Here is a 20,802-nt window from a genome sequence, read left to right as displayed (position 1 = left end):
ATGCTCACCAGTGTCATCCCCGCGCGCCGCTACGCCGCGCCCGTCCTCGCTCTGCTCACCACGGCGGTCGTGACCGGTTGCGGCACAACAACCCCGGCCACCACTCCACCCGAAACCGGTTTTCCCCTGACCATCTCGAGCTGCGGCCGTGACGTCACGTTCGATTCACCACCCCAGCGGGTGGTCACCGTCGGCTCCATCGCCGCACCGCTGATCGCCGCGGCGGGCGCCGGCGACCGCATCGTCACCCGCACCTTCGAAGCCGCATCGTTCCCCGGCCAATACGGTGCCGCCCTCGAGGGTGTCGAAATCACCGCGCCCACCGTCGAACTCGCCCGCGAAGAGATCATCAACCGCTCCCCCGACCTGGTGGTCAGCGTCGAAGGACTCTCAGTCACCCATGAAGACCTGGCGCAGGTGAACATCCCGCTGATCGTCACCCGCGGCTACTGCAAGGACGCGGCCGGAACCTTCGCCGACACCTTCGCCGACATCGAGCTCTACGGAAAACTCTTCGGCACCGAAAGCGTCGCCGAGGCCGAGGTCGCCACCCTGCGGCAACGTGTGCGGGCGGTGACCGAACGCCGCGGCGACGCCACGGCGGCCCGTCCCGCCGCCACGCTGATCCTGTCCCGCGACGGTGCGCAGCTCAAGGCTTACGGAGCCAAGAGCACCGTGCACGAACAGATGCGGATCCTAGGACTGGACAACATCTACGCCGAGATCGACAAGCGCAACTTCGAGGCCAACACCGAAACGCTGATCGCCGCGGATCCCGAGGTGATCATCCTGCTCACCCAGGGCGATCAGACCCCCGAGGAAGTCCGCACCACCTTGCGCGCGCGGCCCGAACTGGCCGGTCTGCGCGCCATCCGCGACAACCGGATCATCGTGGTGCCCTTCGGTTACACCGGGCCGGGCCCCGTCGCCGTCGAGGGGCTGGAAGTGCTCGACCGCGAGCTGACGGGGCTGAAGTGACCGCGACGACCACCGGCTACCTGGTCCGGCGGGCCGGTCCCGCCGACCTGCCCGGCGCCCGCAGTGTCATGCTCGACACCTTCTATCAGGTGTTCGGCATCGGCTACCTGCCCGGTTACCACCACGACGTGATCGACCCGGACACCGTGTACCTGCGACACCCGCGCAACCAGCTCTGGGTCGCCGAACACGAGGGCGTCATCGTCGGCACGGCAGCCATCCGGGCGCAGGGACCCGCACACCCACCGCACCCGGCCGAACTCGCGCGGCGCTATCCCGACGAAACGACCGCCCAGCTGTTCCGGGTCTACGTGCGGCCCGAACACCACCGGCGCGGCCTGGCCACCCGGCTGGTCGACGCCGCGGTCGAACATGTCCGCACCACAACGGGATTCGACCGGCTGTACCTGCACACCGACGCCCGAACACCCGGCGCGCTGGAGTTCTGGCTGACCTTCGGCCACATCGTGTACGACGCGCGCGGTCCGCACGAAGGCTTCCAGACCGTGCACCTGGAAATCGCACTGGATCGGCGCGGCGAACCCGCGCACTGACCGGGACCACTGGCGCGGTCACGGCAGACACGGCACTATCGAACTCGTGGAAGACCTGCGAAACACACGACGTTCGGGTGCCCGGTCGTGACCGCGCTGGCCCCCGGTGAGAACCGGCCCGCCCCCGGTGACGCGCTGACCGTCACCGTGGCCTGTTCGGCCTCGGTGGATGTGTCCGCGCTGCTGCTGAATTCGGCGGGCCGGGTGCGCTCCGACGCCGACTTCGTGTTCTTCAACCAGCCCACCGGCCCCGGCGTGATGTACCGGCACGGCAACGGCGCACCCGATGTGGTGCAGGTCCAGACCTCGGCGCTGCCCGCCGACGTGGACAAGGTGGTGGTCACCGCCAGCCTCGACGGACGCGGCCCCGCCACCTTCGCCACCGTCGGCGACCTCACCACCACCATCGCATCCGGTTCCGCCACAATGACTTTCCCGATCTCTGGTCTCACCACCGAATCCGGTGTGGTGTGCGTGGAGATCTACCGCCGCAACGACACCTGGAAGGTCCGCGCGATCGGCCAGGGTTACGACGACGGTCTCGCCGGCATCGCCGCCGCGTTCGGCGTGAACCTCGACGATCCCGAACCCACTCCCGCCCAGCAAGACCCGGTATCCACATCGGCCGGCCCCGGACAAGCACCGCCACCCGGTGCGGGCGCACCAGGCTTCGCGAACGATCCCGGCCGGCCCCCGCACCCCGGCCAGCCACGACACCCGGGCCAACCACCGCATTCCGCTCAGCCGCCACACCCCGGCCAGCCATCGCACCCCGGCCAACCACCACACCCGGGCCAGCCATCGCATTCCGCTCAGCCGCCACATCCCGGCCAGCCGTCGCACCCCGACCAGCCGTCACACCCCGACCAGCCGTCACACCCGGGCCAGTCACCGCATTCCGCTCAGCCGCCACATCCGGGGCAGCCGCCACATCCCGGCCAGCCGATTCCGCAACCGGGCCATCCGGGCCAGTTCGCACCGCCCCCAGGTCAACCCGGTCAGTTCCCACCACAGGGTCAGCCCGCCCCTCCGTTCCCGCCGCACGTCGGCGCCCCGGCTCAGCCGACCGGCCACGCGCATCCGGGTGCACCGCATGCCCCCTCTTCGTACGCATCACAGCAAGGAGCACCGCCCGTGCACAGTGACCTGTTCGACCCCACGCACGCCGAGGTCAACGGCCTCGGGATCCAGAAGCAGGGCAGCAAGATGGTCCGGGTCGGCCTCAACGGTGAGGTGATGGCCAGGTCCGGTTCGATGGTGGCCTACCAGGGTGAGCTGAAGTTCGAGGCGCTCGGTTCCGGCGGCATCGGGCGCGCCATCCGTCAGCACCTCACCGGTGAGAGCGTGCCGCTGATGAAGGTGAGCGGGCGCGGCGATCTGTTCCTCGCCAACAGTGCCGCCGACGTGCACATCATCGACCTCGACGGCTCCGACGGCCTCACCATCAACGGCGCCAACGTCCTCGCCTTCGACTCCAGCCTGAGCTACGACGTGGGCCGCGTGCAGGGCGCCGCCGGGTACGCCTCCAACGCGGGCCTGTTCAACTGTGTGTTCACCGGCCGCGGTCGCATCGCCATCACCACCGACGGCGCCCCCGTGGTGCTCACCGTCGACCAGGCCACCTACGCCGACCCGAACGCCGCCGTGGCGTGGTCGTCGAGCCTGCAGACCGGCATCAAACGCAACGACTCCTTCGGCCTGGGCCGCCTGATCGGCCGCAGTACGGGCGAAGCCAGCACCCTGTCGTTCACCGGCCGCGGCTTCGTCATCGTCCAGCCCTCCGAGCTCCCGCCGGGCGGCCTCATCGGCGGCACCGGCGGCGGCCAGCAAGCAGGCACCGGCGGCGGTATCTTCGGCTGAGCACCCGCCTGCCCGCGCGGCCCGGATCGAACGCACGCGACCCGGGCCGACGCCGCACGAGGCCGGGTGTGCCCAACGGCCACCGTCTTGAAAGCCGGCGTCGGCACGCATGACACGCCAACGTCGGGCGACCTGTCGCAGTGTGCGAGTGGCCACCCTCCGCCGTGATCGCGCAGCAGCCAGGTTCGGCGATTCGCCCGACCCCGCCGCCACCACCGGCCGAACCGGTCGACGACCCGGCGTCCACGCGCTACGGCTGCCTATACAGCCGCATCCGGCGGTGGGTCCTGCTGCCGGGCCGATCGCTGGTGCCGAAATACCAACGCCGCGCACCCGAGGATCACCGCAGCGGCGATCAGGGTCGGGGTCTTGCGGTCCAGCGTGGGGGAATACGTATCCGGGACATAGGCCGTCCAACCAAAGCTGGTTCCGGTTCCCGATGACAACGACGACCGGAGACTGTCGAACAACGACGCGAGCACCGGCACCACCGACAGCGCGAGCACCGTCGCAGGCGCCACCGGTAGACACGTTCCGACCCCGAATCCGGCCGCTATGGGTAGCAGGAACCGGAAGGCGAGTTCGGTGCCGGTGGTGCTGTCGAGCACGACGGGCAGCAGCCCGCACAGCACAACACCCGCGCACAGCCCGATGCCCAGCACCGGATACCGCCACACCGTGCCTGCCAAGGCTGCCGCCACCATCAGTCCCACCTGTATCGCCACCCCCACCCGATCGGGCCCGAAGCTGAGCGAGGGATCAACGGCCAGCATCGCCGCGACCGCGAGCACCGTGAGTACCGCGACCGCCTCCGGACGTGGCAACCAGAAACTCACTGCCACCAACCCGAGCACCGCGAGCACCGCGACGAAGACGGCCGGATTCCCCGACGCTTGCTCTGCCCACAAAACCAGCGCCGCGAAGCCGAGCGGCGCACCGATGCCGAACGCGAGCGCCCGGCCCGTCACGTCCGGGTCCACCCGTTCCTTCGTCCCGGTGATTCCGCCGACGACCAGTGCGACCGCGAGGCCGGCGAGCAGTGGCCAACTGTCCGACAGGTCGGGGATCGTGCGCGTGGTCAGGTACTCCGCGTACCGTTTCGGCATGGCGACGCTGTCGTTGATGCGCGCACCGTAGAGCATCGCGATCATCATCGCGACGATGAACCACACCTGGCCGGCCGGTCGGATCACGGCCGCCACGGCGACCAGTCCCACCCCGACGCCGACCAGCACCTGTTGCTCCGACGACGTCCCGGCCGCCGTCAGTCCCGCCACCGCGGTCAGCAGCGCGACCCCGACCAGCCCGATCCCGGCCGCAACGGCGTATCGCGCCCGCAACCGGCCGAGCAGACCGACCACGAACACGGCGATGACCGCGGCCCCGGCCGCGGTGAGCACCGGTTCCGCCGGAAACCAACCACCCCAGCTGACACCGACAACGGCCGCGAACTCACCCCGCGAGCGGCTGACCGCGTAACCACTGACGTACCCGCCGAGCAACCCGATCGCCACGGCTGTGAGCACACGCACGTTCATCATCGGCACCCCTTCCGGGAAGCACGATAGCCCGCGGTGCGCGCGTCACACCGCTCTACGACCCGGCGCGCTCCTTGCGCGCCTGCCGGCGGGCCTCACGCATTTCGTTGAGTTCCTGCTCCAGGCTCTCCGCGATCCGGAACTGGCCGGTGTCGTAGATGCTGGTCGGCTCGATCGCCTCGTAGCCGAAATTGGCTTCGGCGAAAGCCTTTTCGACGCGGGCCTCGATGTCGGAGATGGCGCTCTTGCGCGCAGCCGGGACCGAATCGGTGGTCTTCGCCTGTTCGGCGGGCTTGACCGGTTCCTTGGCGGGCTCGGGTGCAGCGGCCACCGGTGCGGCGGCCTTCTTCGACGCTGCCTTGTCGCCCGAGGAGGGCTTGCCGATGCCGAAGCGCTTGCGCTTCTCGGTGGGCTTGCCGTTGCCGTTGCTGATCGGCTCGGTGGGTGTCCACGCGGGTTCGCGGGTGATCGGCGTGGTGGCCGCGGCCTCGATCGCCGGTGCGGGTGCGGGTGCGGCGTCGATGCGCGTGGCACCCGACATCGGCGGCTGGTAGGTGAGCCGGATGCCACCGTCGGCGGACTGGCGGTTGAGAATGTTCTCGGCCGGGTCGGGCAGATCCCTGACCTGGCTGGTGGCGCGCGTGATGGCCAGCCCGTAGCGGGCGCTGACCGCATCGTGGATGAGCAGCGCCACACCGATCATCACCGGCGCGACGGCGTGCACCGCGGCGTCGTACCAGTGGCTGTCACGCAGATACGGATAGGTGTTGAGGGTGACGGTGAGGCCGAGCAGCGCGAGTTCGGCGAGCGCGACCTGGCGCCGATTGTCGATCACACCCCACTCGGCGACCTTGTTGGTGCCGACCATGATGATGATCAGACACACGCTGATCATGGCTTCGAGCAGGTAGCTGAACCAGAACAGCGGATCGCTCGGCCCGCCGGGCGCGATGTTCTGCTGCACGTTCACCGCCGACCACAGCATGCCTGCGCCGACGACACCCGCGAGTGCCTTCAACGACCACGACCGGTGCCGGTACAGCGAGGCCAGCTTCGCGTGCGGGCTCGATTCGCGCCGTTGGGCGGCCATCGCCTTCCTGGCGAGCAGCAGATCTCGCATGTCGGCCTTCTCGATAGCTTCGGTGGTCTGCCTGGCCCGGTCCGATGCCGACGCCATCGCCTGGGTGTGCTTCCAGCGCTGTTCCCGATCCTGCTCACGAATGCGTTCGGCGAGTTCGCGTTCGGCGCGCAGTTCGTCTTCCGACAGTGCGTCGGTGAGGGCCGGATCGAATTGGTAGGCGAGGCGCCCGCGCGCCCGTTCGACGCGCTGAGCGAGCTGGCTGACGTCGTCCTCGAGGGGCGATTCGATGGTCATGCCAGACCACCGCCCCGGAATCGCGAAGGCAGACAGGTGAGCACACGTGTGAACGGCACACGCCATTCTTAGTCCATCCACCCTCCGGCGCGAAACCGATGCTCGCACACCGCTCGCCAAACGCGGCGCGCCGCGAGCGACACGCGCATCCGGCGGCCGTCACCAGACCGATCACGAAAGATAAGCGCCCACCCGTGCCGAGGCGGCGGTTTTCGCACCATCGGTTCCCAACTGTTGCCGAACGCCCGCACGGTTCGCCCGCTTCCGCGGCACCGGCCACCCATCGCCTTCGCGTTGCGGATCTCCTGGTGAAAGCCTATTTCACCAACACTATTGTCACTTCGCCAATATTGGTACACACTGTATCCGTAACCACCGGTCACGCCTGGACCGGTGCTGTGCCGAGCCGTATAAGGAGACTCATGGCCGCCAATCGGTCCAGCTGGATGAACGAGGACCTGGACGCCCTGCGCGACATGACCCGTGCGTTCATGGCCAAGGAATTGGTCCCCAACATCGACAAATACCGCGAACAGCACCATGTCGATCGCGACCTGTGGAACAAGGCGGGCGAAGTGGGCCTGCTGTGCATCTCCATCCCGGAGGAGTACGGCGGCGGTGGCGGCACCTTCGCGCACGAGGCGGTGCTCATGGAGGAGCAGGCCCGCGCGGTCGACACCTCCTGGGGTATCAGCCTGCACAACGGCATCGTGGCCCACTACATCCTCGCCTACGGCACCGAGGAGCAGAAGCAGCAGTGGCTGCCGAAGATGGCCAGCGGTGAGGTCGTCGGCGCGATCGCGATGACCGAGCCCGGCACCGGCTCGGACCTGCAGGCCGTCAAGGCCAAGGCCGTCCGCGACGGCGACGAGTACGTGGTGAACGGCTCCAAGACCTTCATCACCAACGGCGCCCAGGCCGACCTGATCATCGTGGTCGCCAAGACCGACCCCACCCAGGGCGCCTCCGGTGTGTCGCTGGTGCTGGTCGAGGCCGACCGCGCGGGCTTCCGGCGCGGTCGCGTGCTCGACAAGATCGGCCAGAAGGGCCAGGACACCTCCGAACTGTTCTTCGAGGACGTGCGCGTCCCGGTGAGCAACCTGCTCGGCAGCCAGGAGGGCCAGGGCTTCGTCCAGCTGATGCAGCAGCTGCCCCAGGAGCGCCTGATCGTGTCGATGGGCGCGGTCGCGGGCATGGAGGTGGCCCTCGATCACACCCTGCGCTACACCAAGGAGCGCGAGGCCTTCGGCCGCCCGGTGTTCGGTTTCCAGAACACCAAGTTCAAGCTGGCCGAGGTCGCCACCGAGGCCCGCATCGCGCGCGTGTTCATCGACGACTGCGTCGAGAAGCACATCCGCGGCGAACTCGACATCCCCACCGTCGCCATGGCCAAGTGGTGGACCACCGACAAGGCGATGCAGATCGCCGACACCTGCCTGCAGCTCTTCGGTGGCTACGGCTACATGAACGAGTACCCGATCGCGCGCATGTGGGTCGACAACCGCGTGCAGCTGATCTACGCGGGCACCAACGAGATCATGAAGGAAATCATCGCCCGCAGCCTGTAACCAGGTTGCCCAGCGGGGCTCAGGGGTTCCGGAACGGCCCCCGAGCCCCGCTGTAACGTGCCGGACCGGCCCCATCATGTGACGGCTGCTCAGCGACCGAATCGGGCTGCTCGCCGCGACCTCGGACAGCGGTCCGGCGCTCAGTCCGGTGCGACCTCGGTTTCGTGGACCACGAGCCAGTGAAATCCGGATTCGTCCGGCGTCGGGATCAGTACCGCGCTCACCCGCCGGCGCGTCACCTCGCCCGCGTGGTGATGTGATTCCAGGAACCGAACAACCACCGCGCCGGGCTCGGCGACCAGCTCTTCGAGCTCGCTGATGTCGATCCGCAGGCCGGGGCGGGCGTTTCGCGCAGCGCGAAGGCCGGTCAGCAATTCGTCGCGCCGCAGGGTTTCACCTGCCGTGGTCACCATCGAAAAAGACCGGTGCTGCGCGGCGGCGAAGCGTTCGAACACCGCATCGCAAGCTTGCGAGCCCAGCCAGGTGGCCAGGTCATCGTGCAGCGATTCGATGGCGGTCTTGATATCGCAGTCCATGCCTGTCCACTTCGTCGTTCCCCGCGGTCGAGCTGTGTAGCAGGGTATCTCGCGCGATCGAGGTGCTCATCGGCTGCGGAGCCGCTGTGGGTCGCCCCTGGGCGGGACACCTCGCCCACGGGTGGTGATTCAGCGCGTACCGATCCGGGCTCGCCGCCGAGCCGAATGTCTCTGGGGAAGCGGCGGGAACGGGACGAGGACGGTGCGGCGACAGTGGACACGGACGGCGACAGTTCCGCAGCGCACGCGCGACCGGCACTGCCCTCCCGTGCCGCGATGATGCAGGCGGTGTGCGGGGTCGCCGGTGACAGCGACCCGCTGCTGCGGGCGGCACACGATCTGGCCGTGCTGCACGAACGCCGCGAACAACTGGTGCCCGGTGATACCGGCGCGATCGACTGGGAGCGGGCCCGGCTGGTCTGCGAGATCGACCGGTGGGTGCTGCTGCGCGCCCCGGCGGCCGCCACTACGGCGCCGTTGCACACCGAGAGCATCGGCGCCGTGGTCGATCGCATGGCCCATTTCGCCGCCCTCGCCTATCGGGCACTGTCCTGCGACGCGGACAGCGAACTGCGCACCGCTCAGTCGCGTCTGCACGAATTGGCCTGCGGCTACGCCGATCTCATCGTCGAGGTGGCAAACGGCGCCCGGCGGCTACCGGACGGATCATCCGAAAGCGATGGGGCACAACCGAGCCGGGACGACCCACGCACCGAATAGCAGCTGGTGCGCTGTCCGAGACCGTCAACGGTAGGGCGCGCCACACACCACCGCCGCGCTGGGGTAACTCCCCCATCCTCCCCCAGGTCCGGCGCGGCATCCGGTCCCCGCTCTCGGGCGGCGGGGACCGTCTCCGGCCTCAGTACAGCCGTAGCGCGACCAGCCGCCACGTCCCTTTCACCGATTCGATGCGCCCGGCGATCGCGAAGGTGCGGTCCCCCCGCTGATACGAGGCGAAGATTTCCGCCGCACCCGGCTGCGACGCGGTCTGGCGCACCCGGGTCAGGCTCGCGGTGCCCAGCGACCGGCCCGGCGCCAGATTGCGCGCGAGCATCGTCACGAGCACCGATCCGACCAGCGGATCGATGAGAGCCCGCAACTGCCCGACCTGCCGTCGGCGGTCGATCACCTCGAGCACCAGCCGTAGCACCTGCTCGGCGAATCGCATCGCGTCCGTTTCCGGCTCGGCGGCCGGCGGCGCGCCGCGCACGCACGCCGAACGTACCGCCCGGCGAATGCCCGCGGGGGTGCCGTGTGTGGTGCGCCGCCGAGCGGGCGAGGTGATCCGATGCGGTGCAAGAGGTTCCGCGGAATACCGGTGTCCGGTGACCCGGTTCTCCAGCTGCGGCTCGCAGTGCGGCGCAGGCGACAACGACGTTCGATCCGTAGACATAGCTCGTCCCCTCCGAGTCTGCCCACCCACTCCCCAGCGGTCGCGCACAGCATGCCACGGGGGTCCGACAGACGTCCCGAAAACCGGTGCAGGTCAGGGCGGTAGCGATCAGAACAGCGTCATCGGCTCGTCCGGTTCGGGGATGGGCTGTGGCGGCAGGCCGGGCAATACTGCGCGCACCTCGTCGTGGAATCGGCGCGCCAGGCCCCGCGCGGCGGCGTTGTCGGGGGTGTGCACGAACACCGTCGGCGAGCGGCCCTCACGCAGCCACTCGGCGACCGTATCGATCCACGGTGCCCACCCCGCCACGGTGCGGTCCGCGTCGGCGCGGCCGTGGTAGCGCACGATCGGGTACTCGGTCAGCGCGCGCAGCCGACGCGGCACCCGGGGTTTCTTCGCCCGCGCCTCGAACTCGGAGGGGTCAGCGGCCGGACCGTCGAACAGTACGGTCGTGTCGAAGGGCACCCATTCGGCGCCGATCCGCCCCAGCACCCGTTCCAGCTGCACCGCGGCCCGCTCATCGGTGAAGAACGCCGGATGCCGCACCTCCACCGCGCATCGCAAACCCGCGGGCAGGTGGCGCTGGAACCGGGCCAGCGCGCCCAGTTCGGTCGGCCCGAAGGACGCGGGCAGCTGCAACCACAACGCGTGCACCCGTGGGCCGAGCGGGGCCATCACATCGAGAAAGGCCGCGAGTTCGGCGTGCGCGTCGACCAACCTGCGCTCGTGGGTCACAGCCCTGGGCGGTTTGAGCACGAACCGGAAGTCGGGCTCGGTCTGGGCCGCCCACGACTCGACGGTCGACGCCGACGGCGTGGCGTAGAAGGTGGTGTTGCCCTCCACCGCGCCGCAGTGCCCGGCGTAGGCACGCAACCGCACACCCGGCGCGGGCAGCCGTTGCTGCCACCGCGGGTGGGTCCACATCGCACAACCCATCCGCAGTTCACGCACTACCCGACGGTAATACAGCCACCGCCCGCGCCTAAAATGAGACCGGTTGCCACCATTTCGCCCCGTGCGCGTTCCCCGGTGCGCGCACGACGGAAAGGGCCTGTGATGGCGATTCTCACCAGCGAGCGGCCCGGTGCTGTTCGCGATACCCGGGCCCGCGCCTGGCGTGCGGTGGCGGCCGCGATCGTCGCGATTGCATGGGGCGGCAACGAGTTCACCCCGCTGCTGGTGATGTACAAGAGTCATGGTCTGGCCGCCACGGCGGTCGACCTGCTGCTGTTCTACTACGTGCTCGGCATCGTGCCCTCGCTGCTCATCGGCGGCCCGCTCTCGGACCGGCTCGGTCGCCGACGGCTGATGCTGCCCGCCCCGCTCGTCGCCGCGGCCGGTTCGCTGCTGCTCGCCGCGGGCGCGGACTCGGTGCCGATGCTGGCCGCCGGGCGGATGCTGTCCGGTGTCGCGCTGGGGCTGGCGATGGCAGTCGGTGGCAGCTGGCTCAAAGAGCTGTCCCAGCCACCGTTCGCCGCGGCCGCCGCCGGCGTGGGTGCGCGACGATCGGCGATGAGCCTGACCGCCGGGTTCGCCCTCGGCGCGGGAGTGGCCGGGGTCCTGGCGCAATGGGGTCCGCTGCCCGATTCCGCCGCGTACCTGGTCAACGTGGCGCTGTGCGTAATGGCCACCGTCTGGCTGAGCACCGCACCCGAAACCGTCACGCGGCCGGTGCACCCGGCCCGGCTGCGCGAGGACCTGAAGATTCCCGCCGCCGGGCATCGCCGTTTCCTGCGGGTGGCGGTGCCGATCGCGCTGTGGCTGTTCACCGCCAACGCGACCGCCTACGCGGTGCTGCCCACGCTCATGCTGCCGCACGTGCAGCAGGCCCCGATCGCGTTCTCCGCCCTCGTCACCATGGTGACCCTCGGCTGCGGTTTCACCATCCAGTCGGTGGCGCGGCGCATCGACCGGCCCGGCACCGCACGCGCCGCGGTGGTGGCATTGGTGCTGCTCACCGCCGGAATGCTGCTGGCCGCGTGGACCGCGTCGAGCCTGACCATCGGGCTCACCCTGCTCACCGCCGTCGTGCTCGGCAGCGGCTACGGCATCGGCCTGGTCGCGGGCCTGCAGCAGATCGAACGGATCGCCGGCCCCGGCGACCTCGCCGGGCTCACCGCGGTGTTCTATTCGGTGAGCTACCTCGGTTTCGGCGTGCCCGCGGTGCTGTCGGCCCTGCACGGCGGCTTCGGCTTCGGCTACCCCGCCATGTATCTGGTGACCGCGCTGATCGCCGCGGGCTGTCTCGCGCTGGTCGCCGCGAACTACCGTGAACGACTGTGAGTACCGACCACATCGCCGCCCTGCGCCGCTGGCAGGACTCCGGCGCCATCTGGCGGGTGCTGTCGCGCCGCGGTGACAGCGTCACCGTCGGACTGTTCGAATGCACCGGTGGCCAGGAAGTGGACCGGTTCACTTCCACCGAGCCCGCCCTGCTGCGTTTCCTGGGTGATCGGGCGAGCAGCGAGGACTGACCGGACCTGCACGCGCGGCTAGGCTGGGTCCGTTATCGCTGCACACCCGTCGGCCGTTCGCGGCCGGATCGTCCAGTGAGGAGAGAACATGTCGGCACCCAGCAAAGGTTTGTCCGCGGGAACCTGGGTCATCGATCCGGCCCATTCCAGTTTGCAGTTCGCCGTCCGTCACCTGATGGTCAGCAAGGTGCGCGGCCGGTTCACCGATTTCTCCGGCACCCTCGTCGTGCACCCCGACGGCAGCGCCGACGCCGACGCCGAGATCAACGTCGAGTCGGTGACCACCGACAACCCGCAGCGCGACGCCCACCTGGCCACCGCCGACTTCTTCGACGTCGCCGAGTACCCGAAGGCCACCTTCAAAGCCACCGGCTTCAAGGCGCTGAGCAACGAATTCAGCCTCACCGGCGACTTCACCATCGCCGGCACCACCCACCCGGTGACCCTCGACGTCGAGTTCCTCGGCACCGGTCCCGGCATGGCCGACGCGCCCGTCGCCGGTTTCACCGCCACCGCCACCATCAACCGGCGTGATTTCGGCATCACCACCGACATGCCGATGGCCGACGGCGGCGCCGTGATCGGCGACAAGATCAATCTTTCGCTCGATGTCGAGGTCAACCTGCAGAGCTGACCGGCAGCGGGCACAGGGGTGACCCCGCGCGGGGTCGCAAAGGTGGTGCGGCGGAACGGCGACGGGGGCGAGCCGTGGCCGGCGCGTTGCCGTGATCCGGACTGGTTCGGCCACCGGGTTTCCCGGTGGCCGAACATCCGCCGACGGATTCAGTCCTGCGGCGCGTCCGGGTAGGCCTGCTGACGGTGCCCACCACGCAGCGTGCCGTCCAGATACGCGGCCTTACACGCCCGCCGCGCGATCTTGCCGCTGGAGGTGCGCGGAATCGAACCCGCGGGCACCAGCAGCAGATCCCGCACGGTCACTCCGTGCCTGCTCGCGATGGCCGCCCGCACGGTGTCCACGATCGGCTCGGGATCGAGTTTCGCCGCGCCCGTCCCCCGTTCGGCCACGATCACCAGCTGCTCGGCCGCATCGTCGGCGGCGGCACCCGCCGCCCGTACCGGCGCGGGCAGCTCTCCCGCCGTCACCGAGAACGCCGCGATGAAGCCCGGCCGCAACGCGCTGCTCGCCTCCTGCGCCGAGTACTCGAGGTCCTGCGGATAGTGGTTGCGGCCGTCGACGATGACCAGATCCTTCACCCGGCCGGTGATGAAGAGTTCACCGTCGTGGTAGGCGCCGAAATCACCGGTGCGCATCCACTTCGCGTCATCGGGTGCGCCTTCGGCCCGGCTGCCCGCCGGATTGCGGGCGAGGATCCGGTTGTGGAAGGTCGCCGCGGTCTCCCCCGGCCGCCCCCAGTACCCGACGCCCATGTTGTCGCCGTGCAACCAGATCTCGCCGACCTCGCCGTCGCGTCGCTCGGCCCCGGTCTCGGGATCCACGATCGCCGCCCACTGCGAGCGCGCCACATAACCGCACGACACCTGCGCGACCGCCTGGGGTGAGTGCTCGTCGACGGGCACCATCCGGCCCGCGTTGAGCTGCCCCCGGTCGACGTAGACGACCCTGGCCTCGTCCTCACGCTTGGTCGCCGACACGAACAGGGTCGCCTCGGCCATCCCGTAGCAGGGTTTGATCGCGGTCTTGGACAAGCCGAACGGCGCGAACGCCTCGTTGAACTTGCGCATCGAGGACACCGACACCGGTTCGCTACCGTTGATCAGGCCGATCACGTTGGACAGATCCAGCGACTCGTCACCCTTCGGCAAGCCCCGCGTCGCCGCGTGTTCGAACGCGAAGTTCGGTGCGGCCGAATAGATCTCGGCACCGTCGGGCTGAGCGGCGAGTTCCTTGATCCAGCGGGCGGGCCTGCGCACGAACGCACTCGGCGACATGATGGTGATGAACTTGCCGCCGATGGTCGGCAGGATCACCGTGAGCAGCCCCATGTCGTGGAACAGTGGCAGCCAGGTGACCCCGCGCGCGTTTTCGGTGATGCCGATGGCATCGATCATCTGCAGCAGGTTGGTACCCACCGAACGATGGGTGATCTCCACACCGGCGGGCACCCTGGTGGAGCCGGAGGTGTATTGCAGGTAGGCCACGCTGTCGATGCCGATATCGGGCCGGTGCCAGGTGGCGCCGACAGTGTCGGGGATCGCCTCGACCGCGATGATCCGCGGCCGTTGCGCGGCCGGTTGTTCCCGGAAGAACTTGCGTACTCCCGCCGCCGCGGTGCCGACGGTGAGCACCGCGGCCGGTTCGCAGTCACCGAGCACCGCGTGCAACCGGTCACTGTGCCCCTGTTCCTCCGGATCGAACAGCGGCACGGCCACATTGCCCGCGTACACCGCGGCGAACAGCGCCACCACATAGTCCAGGCCCTGCGGCGCCAGCACCGCCACCCGGTCACCGGGCCGGGTCACCTGTTGCAGCCGGGCCGCCACCGCGCGCAGCCGGACGCCGAATTCGCGCCAGGTCAGTTCCTGATATTCCCCCTCACGTTCGCGCGAATAGTCGATGAAGCGATAGGCCAGTTCATCCCCGTTGGCCTCGCTGTGTTTGTCGACGAAGTCGATCAAGGTCTGGTCGCCGGGAATCCGGATAGCGCCCTGTTCGTCCACATAGTCGTCGAAAGTATCGCCGATCATTCCCTGTCCTTTTCAACGCACAATGCCTCACCGAGAGGCCGAACTCGTGCAATGAGTAGTGGCCGCGGGGCAGGCGTCAATAGCGCCCGAAGGCGATCGCCACGTTGTGCCCGCCGAAGCCGAACGAGTTGTTCACCGCGTAGTCGATCCGGCCACGCCTGGCCTGCCCGGACACCACGTCGAGATCGATCTCGGGGTCCTGGTTGTCCAGATTCAGCGTGGGCGGCACGATGCTGTCGCGCACGCTGAGCACCGTCAGCACCGATTCCAGCGCGCCGACCGCGCCGATCGAATGCCCGAGCGCTGATTTCGGCGCGTACACCGAGGCGTGCGAACCGATCGCTTTGCCGATCGCATTGGCTTCGGCGGTGTCGCCGATGGGCGTGGCGGTGGCATGGGCGTTGATGTGGGTGACATCGGTGCGGCTGATCCCACCGGTCTGCATCGCCCGCGCCATCGCCCTGGCCGCGCCGGTGCCCTCGGGATCCGGTGCGACGAGGTGGAATCCGTCGGAGGTGATCCCGGCGCCGAGCAGCCGCGCGTGGATGGTCGCCCCACGCGCCTTGGCGTGTTCTTCGGTCTCGATCACCATCATCGCGCCCGCCTCACCGAAGACGAACCCGTCACGGTCGGCGTCGAAGGGCCGGGAGGCGGCCTTGGGGTCGTGATTGCGGGTGCTCATGGCCCGCATCTGGGTGAATGCCGCGATCGGCACCGCCTGGATGGAGCCTTCCACCCCGCCGGTCACCACCACGTCGGCGTCGCCCATCATGATCATCCGCCACGCGTTGGCGATCGCTTCCGAACCCGACGAACAGGCCGAGACGGGCGTGGAAACACCGGCGCGCGCGCCCAATTCGATCCCCACGCAGGCGGCCGGACCGTTGGGCATGATGGCCTGCACGGTCAGCGGCGAAACCTTGCGGTAGCCGCCGTTGCGCAGCCGGTCGCGGGCGTAGATCAACGATTCGGCGCCACCGAGACCGGTGCCCACCGAGACGCCGAGCCGGTCGCGATCGACCTCGGGACTGCCCGCGTTGCGCCACACCTCGCGGCCGAGGGCCACCGCCATCTGCTCGACATAGGACAGTTTGCGCGCCTCCTCACGGGTGAGGCAGGTCGCCGGCGACACTTTCAGATGACCGCCGATGCGGACCGGCAACTCGAAGTCGTCGATGAAGGAGTCCTCCAGGACGTCGATCCCGCTCTCGCCGTTGAGCAGACCCTTCCAGGTCGAGTCGACGTCGCCCGCGATCGACGTGGTCGCCGCCAGGCTCGTGACCACGATGTCCGTCATAATTTTTCGCTCACTCTCTCTAGCTATGCCACGACTGATCGGGAACCGCTGATGGAGCTGAACTGGTGGAGCGTATAGGTACTCGGCGCGACGCGCCCAAATTCAGAAACAGTGCCCTCCGCACCGTGTCGTTCGGAGGGACGTTGCGCCGGGTCTATTCTCGGCGACGACGGGCAACACTACCGGACCAGCGCAACTCTAACTTTTCACCGCATGGAAAGGGAACGAGCGTGGCCAGGAACCTCACCCAACTGGAACTGCTGATCGAACTGGAAGACGTCGCCGCCGCGAATGTGAACCGCCATTCGGCGATGGCCAAGGACTGGCATCCACACGACTACGTGCCGTGGGACCGCGGCCGCAACTTCGCGGCGATGGGCGGGATCGATTGGGCGCCTGAACAATCCGCACTGAGCGAGCTCGCCAAGGCGGCGATGATCACCAACCTGCTCACCGAGGACAATCTGCCCTCCTACCACCGTGAGATCGCCGAGAACTTCTCCAAGGACGGGGCGTGGGGCACCTGGGTCGGTCGCTGGACCGCCGAGGAGAACCGGCACGGCATCGCGATGCGCGACTACCTCGTCGTCACCCGCGGCGTCGACCCGGTGGCGCTCGAGCAGGCGCGAATGGTCCATATGACCAACGGGTATTCGGCGATGTCGGTGGTCGATCAGAAGGCGGCCGGCTTCGACATCAAGGTGGCCTCCGGCGCGGGATTCCTCTTCTCCGTGGCCTACGTGACCTTCCAGGAACTGGCCACCCGGGTCAGCCACCGCAACACCGGCCGCGTCTGCGACGACCCGATCGCCGATCGCATGCTGGCCCGCATCGCCGCCGACGAGAACCTGCACATGATCTTCTACCGCAACCTGTGCGCCGCCGCGCTCGACCTGGCGCCCGACCAGACCATGGAGGCCATCGCCACGATCGTGCAGGGTTTCCAGATGCCCGGTGCGGGCATGCCGGGCTGGCGGCGCAACGGTGTACTGATGGCCAAGCACGGCATCTACGACCTGCGCCAGCATCTCGAGGAGGTCCTGCTGCCGGTGCTGCGCAAATGGAACATCTTCGAGCGCAACGACTTCAGCGCGCGCGGCGAACAGGCACGCGAGGAACTCGCCGCCTTCCTCGACCGGTTGCGCACCGACGTGGTGCGCTTCGAGGAACAGCGCGATCGGTCACTGGCACGCGCCGCACGCCGCGACGGTCAGCTGGTCTGACCCAGCGCGGGCCCGGTGCGGTGCGCACCGCGTGGCCGGATCGCGGCCCGCGCGTCGTGTTTGTTGCGGTACATCGCCGCATCGGCGGCATGCATCAATTCGTCTGCGGCCGCGGGTGGTTCGTCGAAATAGGCGACGCCGATACTCACCCCGACCGCGAGCATATGACCGTTCACTTCCAGTGGCGCCGCAAGAGCGGTCATCAACTCGTCGGCCAGATCGTTCAATTGCCCTTCGCCGGCACACCTTTCGACGAGCACGAGAAACTCGTCGCCACCGATGCGGGCGGGCAGCGCGCCGAGCGGACCCACTGTGTCGCGCAGCCGGGCGCTGACCACCCGCAGCACCCGGTCCCCGATCGTGTGCCCCCACAGGTCGTTGATCTCCTTGAACCCGTCGAGATCCAGGTAACACACCCCGATCGGCGACGCGGCCTCAGCGAGTCGGCTGAACAGGTGCGGACGGTTCGGCAGACCGGTGAGCGCGTCGTGGTTCGCGTCGTGCCACAGCTGGTCGGCGAGTTGCTTGCGTTCGGTGACGTCGACCGCCACACCGATCAGGAACTGGATCGCGCCCTCGGCATCGCGCACAGCCGACATCGACAGGTCGATCGCGGTGACGCGGCCGTCGGTGTGCAGGTGCTCGGTTTCGGTGCGGAAACTCTCGGATTCACCGGCGACCATGCGCTGCAGTTCGATGAACGCGGCATTGAGATTCTGCGGCCCCAGGATGTCGGCCACGGTGCGCCCGGGCATGGTTTCCGGAGTCTGCCCCAGCATGTGGGCCAGAGTGGCATTGCAATTCACCACCTGACCGGTCATATCGACAGTCCCGATGCCCACCAGCGCCCCGTCGAACACCGCCTCGAACCGCGCTTCCGACAGCGCCCGGCGGTTCTCGGCTTCCTCCGCGGCGGCCAGCACGGCCGCCAGGGTCGCCTCCTGTTCGGCCAGCGCGGCCCCGCGCAGCGCCGCGGTGAAACCCGCCGCGAAGTCACCGGCCAAGACGATCGCGCGGTCGCTGATATCGGGCCAGGCCGGGTCGTCGGATCCGTCGGCGGCCACCTCGACCAGATCCGAGCAGATCACCCGGACCGTACGACTCACCGCGGCCGGGTCACGGTAGTTCGCGGCGACCAGCATCCGCGCCGCCCGCCGGGCGATGTCGGGGTCCTCGCCGCCGCGAGCGGCGTCGATCAGGCCGGTGCACAGGGCGGCGAGCATCTCCTCGATCTGAGAGCGATTCAGGGTGGGGGCAACGACACCGTCGAGGGCATCTGCCCACCGCTGCGCCAGCTCCCACGACCCCACTGCTCATCCGCCCTGTCATCGTTCATCGCACCGCCGTGCCGGCGGCTCATGCTTTGCGCGCGACTCCACCCAGGCCCAATGACCGGCCAGGCTGCTCGTGCTGATCCCGTTCGGACTCCGGCCGCCACGAAGGCAGTTCCACCACCCCGGGGTCGACCATGTCCCATCCCTCGAACATCGCGGCGATCGCGTCCTTGGTCCGGAACTGGATTCCGATCTTGGTTTCGTTCGCCGAGTGCTCACCCAGCTTACCGGCGTCTTCGGGACGAAGCTCGGAGGTCAGGTGTGAAATGGCTATGAAACTGCCAGGCACCACCGCATCCCGCAGCGCGGCCACCTTGCCCGCCGGATCGTCCTCGTCGGCCACCAGGTGCAGTACCGCGATCAGCAGCAGACCGACCGGCTCGTCGAAATCGATGAGTCCGGTCGCGCGCACCGCCGCGAGCAGATCATCGGACTTGCGCAGGTCGGCTTCGATCGCACCCGCCCGCTCACTGCCGGCCAGGATGGTTCGCGAATGCACCACGGCGACCGGGTCGATGTCGACGTAGAGCACCCGGGCCTGCGGGTCGAGTTCGTGCACGATCTCGTGCACATTGCCAGCGGTGGGGATGCCGGAGCCGATGTCGAGGAACTGTCGGATACCTGCGTCGAGCATGAACCGCACCGCCCGCCGCAGGAAAGCGCGGTTGCTCAGCGCCAGCCGGGGCAGATCGGGGACCAACTGCACCCCCATCTCGGCGGCCATCCGGTCCACCGCGAAATTGTGCGAGCCGCCCAGCAGGGCGTCATACATCCGAGCCGGGCTCGGTTGCTGCATATCGACGCCCTCTGGTGCCCACGCCGGCCTGTCCATCACAAAAACCCCTGTCTTTCCGCGCGCCGCCACACCCCGCGGCGGCGCCAGACGAATCGTAGACCTCGGCACCGACTTCGGTGCGGCTATGAGCTAGCTGCCCGCACCATAGGGCTGCGCCCACAGCGGCGCGGTATCCGGGGTCATGGTGGCGATCACCGGCACACCCGCGTCCAGGAAGTTCTCCAGCGCCCGGCGCATATGGTCGGCGGAGGTGATCAGCACGGCCTTGTGCACACCCAGGGCTGCCATCAGCGCAGCCGAGAACTTCGCGTTCTGCACGGTGGAACCGGCTTCGGACTCGGTGTGCAGCCGGTGCCTGGCCACTCCACGCACGTGCAACCAGTCCGCCATCACCTGTGCTTCGGTCCGCCCGTTGCGCGGGTTGCCGCCGGTCACGATCACCGGTGAAGCGGGCGACATGAAGGCTTGCACCAGCGCGGCGTGCAGCCGGTTGCTCAGTTCGGCGCGCATGGTGCCATCGGGTTGCAGCCCGTAGCCGAGAACCACGATGGCCGTCTCGGGTCCGTAGGTGTCGGGCAGTTGAAAGCCCGCCACATCGGCCACCGAGCGCACGGTGCCGAGGACGCCGTGGGTGACGCCGTCGCCGACGCCGGCCAGTGGATCAGGAGCGGGCGGCCCTGCCAACGCGGGAGCCGCGGTGACGAGCGCGCCGACGAGGGCGGCGGGCAGCACGAGTGCGACAGCGCCGCGACGCAGGGTCTTGTGGGTGAACAGCCAATCCATGGTGACCTCCAGAAACGACGTCACATAATCGTGGCGGACGCGAGAAGCCATCGGGAGTACTTCTGAAATATTGGCCATTCTCATCTTGGCACGGTGCGAAGATGGGACAATCGACGCAAAAAGGCCCTCCAGCATCAGCTGGAGGGCCTCTTCACAATAATTGTCCGGCGGTGACCTACTCTCCCACACCCTGTCGAGTGCAGTACCATCGGCGCAGGTGGCCTTAGCTTCCGGGTTCGGAATGGGACCGGGCGTTTCCCCACCGCTATAACCGCCGTAACACTACGAAACCAGACAGCGCTCCCCACCAACCAAACCCCCAAAACGGGGACCCGATCAATCAGGTTTGCTGCAGTGTCTGTTGTTTCAGATACCGCACAGTGGACGCGTAACACCTTCGATAGTAAGCCCTCGGCCTATTAGTAC

19 protein-coding genes and 1 rRNA gene are annotated in these 20,802 nt (G+C 68.5%); 9 read left to right on the top strand and 11 right to left on the bottom strand.

The features are described 5' to 3' along the window. The 3 genes from ACFO5K_RS22250 to ACFO5K_RS22240 all read left to right on the top strand — a co-directional run bounded on the left by ACFO5K_RS22250 (position 1) and on the right by ACFO5K_RS22240 (position 3,392). Positions 1–978 carry an ABC transporter substrate-binding protein gene (locus ACFO5K_RS22250; RefSeq protein ID WP_378566348.1) on the top strand — a complete coding sequence of 326 codons (978 nt, stop codon included), beginning with the start codon at positions 1–3 and terminating at the stop codon, positions 976–978. Beyond that, the gene (locus ACFO5K_RS22245) at positions 975–1,532 is read left to right on the top strand and encodes a GNAT family N-acetyltransferase (RefSeq protein ID WP_378566345.1); all 558 of its coding nucleotides are present in this window, start codon (positions 975–977) and stop codon (positions 1,530–1,532) included. The genes ACFO5K_RS22250 and ACFO5K_RS22245 overlap by 4 nt, the downstream gene beginning before the upstream one ends. An 87-nt stretch (positions 1,533–1,619) precedes the next feature. Next, positions 1,620–3,392, top strand: a complete 1,773-nt coding sequence (locus ACFO5K_RS22240) for an AIM24 family protein (protein WP_378566342.1) — start codon at positions 1,620–1,622, stop codon at positions 3,390–3,392. A 260-nt stretch (positions 3,393–3,652) separates the two neighbouring features. Here ACFO5K_RS22240 and ACFO5K_RS22235 read toward each other — a convergent pair whose 3' ends face one another. Together ACFO5K_RS22235 and ACFO5K_RS22230 are read right to left on the bottom strand one after the other, a co-directional pair. Continuing rightward, on the bottom strand, positions 3,653–4,933 hold the full coding sequence (locus tag ACFO5K_RS22235) for a hypothetical protein (RefSeq protein WP_378566339.1): 1,281 nt from the start codon (positions 4,931–4,933) through the stop codon (positions 3,653–3,655). A gap of 52 nt (positions 4,934–4,985) precedes the next feature. Next, positions 4,986–6,305 carry a hypothetical protein gene (locus ACFO5K_RS22230; protein WP_378566336.1) on the bottom strand — a complete coding sequence of 440 codons (1,320 nt, stop codon included), beginning with the start codon at positions 6,303–6,305 and terminating at the stop codon, positions 4,986–4,988. Between the two features lie 422 nt (positions 6,306–6,727). Here ACFO5K_RS22230 and ACFO5K_RS22225 point away from each other — a divergent pair, with 422 nt between their 5' ends. Further along, positions 6,728–7,873: an acyl-CoA dehydrogenase family protein gene (locus ACFO5K_RS22225; RefSeq protein WP_378566333.1), complete on the top strand. Its 1,146-nt coding sequence runs from the start codon at positions 6,728–6,730 to the stop codon at positions 7,871–7,873. 140 nt (positions 7,874–8,013) lie between these two features. Here ACFO5K_RS22225 and ACFO5K_RS22220 read toward each other — a convergent pair whose 3' ends face one another. Further along, positions 8,014–8,409, bottom strand: coding sequence for a hypothetical protein (locus tag ACFO5K_RS22220; RefSeq protein WP_378566330.1), 396 nt, complete (start codon positions 8,407–8,409; stop codon positions 8,014–8,016). 213 nt (positions 8,410–8,622) lie between these two features. Between ACFO5K_RS22220 and ACFO5K_RS22215 the strand changes: the two genes are divergently transcribed. After that, positions 8,623–9,129 carry a DUF4254 domain-containing protein gene (locus ACFO5K_RS22215; protein WP_378566327.1) on the top strand — a complete coding sequence of 169 codons (507 nt, stop codon included), beginning with the start codon at positions 8,623–8,625 and terminating at the stop codon, positions 9,127–9,129. Between the two features lie 139 nt (positions 9,130–9,268). On the opposite strand, the gene ACFO5K_RS22210 is transcribed toward ACFO5K_RS22215, so the two are convergent. Together ACFO5K_RS22210 and ACFO5K_RS22205 are read right to left on the bottom strand one after the other, a co-directional pair. After that, on the bottom strand, positions 9,269–9,802 hold the full coding sequence (locus tag ACFO5K_RS22210; protein WP_378566324.1) for an Rv3235 family protein: 534 nt from the start codon (positions 9,800–9,802) through the stop codon (positions 9,269–9,271). 108 nt (positions 9,803–9,910) lie between these two features. After that, positions 9,911–10,753, bottom strand: a complete 843-nt coding sequence (locus ACFO5K_RS22205) for a DUF72 domain-containing protein (RefSeq protein ID WP_378566321.1) — start codon at positions 10,751–10,753, stop codon at positions 9,911–9,913. A 105-nt stretch (positions 10,754–10,858) separates the two neighbouring features. Here ACFO5K_RS22205 and ACFO5K_RS22200 point away from each other — a divergent pair, with 105 nt between their 5' ends. From ACFO5K_RS22200 to ACFO5K_RS22190, 3 genes are all read left to right on the top strand, one after another. Beyond that, a complete protein-coding gene (locus tag ACFO5K_RS22200) occupies positions 10,859–12,085 on the top strand; it encodes an MFS transporter (RefSeq protein WP_378566318.1) in 1,227 nt (408 codons plus the stop codon). Continuing rightward, the gene (locus ACFO5K_RS22195; protein WP_378566315.1) at positions 12,082–12,276 is read left to right on the top strand and encodes a hypothetical protein; all 195 of its coding nucleotides are present in this window, start codon (positions 12,082–12,084) and stop codon (positions 12,274–12,276) included. The genes ACFO5K_RS22200 and ACFO5K_RS22195 overlap by 4 nt, the downstream gene beginning before the upstream one ends. Positions 12,277–12,364: 88 nt before the next feature. After that, positions 12,365–12,910, top strand: coding sequence for a YceI family protein (locus tag ACFO5K_RS22190; protein ID WP_378566312.1), 546 nt, complete (start codon positions 12,365–12,367; stop codon positions 12,908–12,910). A gap of 149 nt (positions 12,911–13,059) precedes the next feature. Here the strand turns inward: ACFO5K_RS22190 and fadD32 are convergent, their stop codons facing one another. Together fadD32 and ACFO5K_RS22180 are read right to left on the bottom strand one after the other, a co-directional pair. Continuing rightward, a complete protein-coding gene (fadD32, locus tag ACFO5K_RS22185) occupies positions 13,060–14,940 on the bottom strand; it encodes a long-chain-fatty-acid--AMP ligase FadD32 (protein WP_378566924.1) in 1,881 nt (626 codons plus the stop codon). A gap of 79 nt (positions 14,941–15,019) precedes the next feature. Beyond that, a complete protein-coding gene (locus tag ACFO5K_RS22180; protein ID WP_378566921.1) occupies positions 15,020–16,267 on the bottom strand; it encodes a KasA/KasB family beta-ketoacyl-ACP synthase in 1,248 nt (415 codons plus the stop codon). Between the two features lie 203 nt (positions 16,268–16,470). Between ACFO5K_RS22180 and ACFO5K_RS22175 the strand changes: the two genes are divergently transcribed. Next, positions 16,471–17,463: an acyl-ACP desaturase gene (locus tag ACFO5K_RS22175; protein WP_378566310.1), complete on the top strand. Its 993-nt coding sequence runs from the start codon at positions 16,471–16,473 to the stop codon at positions 17,461–17,463. On the opposite strand, the gene ACFO5K_RS22170 is transcribed toward ACFO5K_RS22175, so the two are convergent. The 4 genes from ACFO5K_RS22170 to rrf all read right to left on the bottom strand — a co-directional run bounded on the left by ACFO5K_RS22170 (position 17,451) and on the right by rrf (position 20,655). Next, positions 17,451–18,773 (bottom strand): diguanylate cyclase domain-containing protein, encoded by a 1,323-nt coding sequence (locus tag ACFO5K_RS22170; protein WP_378566307.1) that lies wholly within the window; start codon positions 18,771–18,773, stop codon positions 17,451–17,453. The genes ACFO5K_RS22175 and ACFO5K_RS22170 overlap by 13 nt on opposite strands. A 46-nt stretch (positions 18,774–18,819) precedes the next feature. Beyond that, a complete protein-coding gene (locus tag ACFO5K_RS22165; protein WP_378566304.1) occupies positions 18,820–19,629 on the bottom strand; it encodes an SAM-dependent methyltransferase in 810 nt (269 codons plus the stop codon). 93 nt (positions 19,630–19,722) lie between these two features. After that, positions 19,723–20,427, bottom strand: coding sequence for a YdcF family protein (locus tag ACFO5K_RS22160; RefSeq protein ID WP_378566300.1), 705 nt, complete (start codon positions 20,425–20,427; stop codon positions 19,723–19,725). Positions 20,428–20,538: 111 nt separating this feature from the next. Further along, positions 20,539–20,655, bottom strand: a 5S ribosomal RNA gene (rrf, locus tag ACFO5K_RS22155). Between the last annotated feature and the right edge of the window lie 147 nt (positions 20,656–20,802).

It is taken from the genome of Nocardia halotolerans, from assembly GCF_042650145.1.
GTDB classification, from domain to species: domain Bacteria; phylum Actinomycetota; class Actinomycetes; order Mycobacteriales; family Mycobacteriaceae; genus Nocardia; species Nocardia halotolerans.
This window is presented reverse-complemented; position numbering and strand designations above follow the sequence as displayed.

Bases quoted from the DNA above. Each gene is read 5' to 3' on its own strand.
- ACFO5K_RS22235 (WP_378566339.1), bottom strand. From the start codon at position 4,933: ATGATGAACGTGCGTGTGCTCACAGCCGTGGCGATCGGGTTGCTCGGC.
- ACFO5K_RS22230 (WP_378566336.1), bottom strand. From the start codon at position 6,305: ATGACCATCGAATCGCCCCTCGAGGACGACGTCAGCCAGCTCGCTCAG.
- ACFO5K_RS22160 (WP_378566300.1), bottom strand. From the start codon at position 20,427: ATGGCTTCTCGCGTCCGCCACGATTATGTGACGTCGTTTCTGGAGGTC.
- ACFO5K_RS22165 (WP_378566304.1), bottom strand. From the start codon at position 19,629: ATGGACAGGCCGGCGTGGGCACCAGAGGGCGTCGATATGCAGCAACCG.
- ACFO5K_RS22225 (WP_378566333.1), top strand. From the start codon at position 6,728: ATGGCCGCCAATCGGTCCAGCTGGATGAACGAGGACCTGGACGCCCTG.
- ACFO5K_RS22220 (WP_378566330.1), bottom strand. From the start codon at position 8,409: ATGGACTGCGATATCAAGACCGCCATCGAATCGCTGCACGATGACCTG.
- ACFO5K_RS22190 (WP_378566312.1), top strand. From the start codon at position 12,365: ATGTCGGCACCCAGCAAAGGTTTGTCCGCGGGAACCTGGGTCATCGAT.
- ACFO5K_RS22200 (WP_378566318.1), top strand. From the start codon at position 10,859: ATGGCGATTCTCACCAGCGAGCGGCCCGGTGCTGTTCGCGATACCCGG.
- ACFO5K_RS22210 (WP_378566324.1), bottom strand. From the start codon at position 9,802: ATGTCTACGGATCGAACGTCGTTGTCGCCTGCGCCGCACTGCGAGCCG.
- ACFO5K_RS22250 (WP_378566348.1), top strand. From the start codon at position 1: ATGCTCACCAGTGTCATCCCCGCGCGCCGCTACGCCGCGCCCGTCCTC.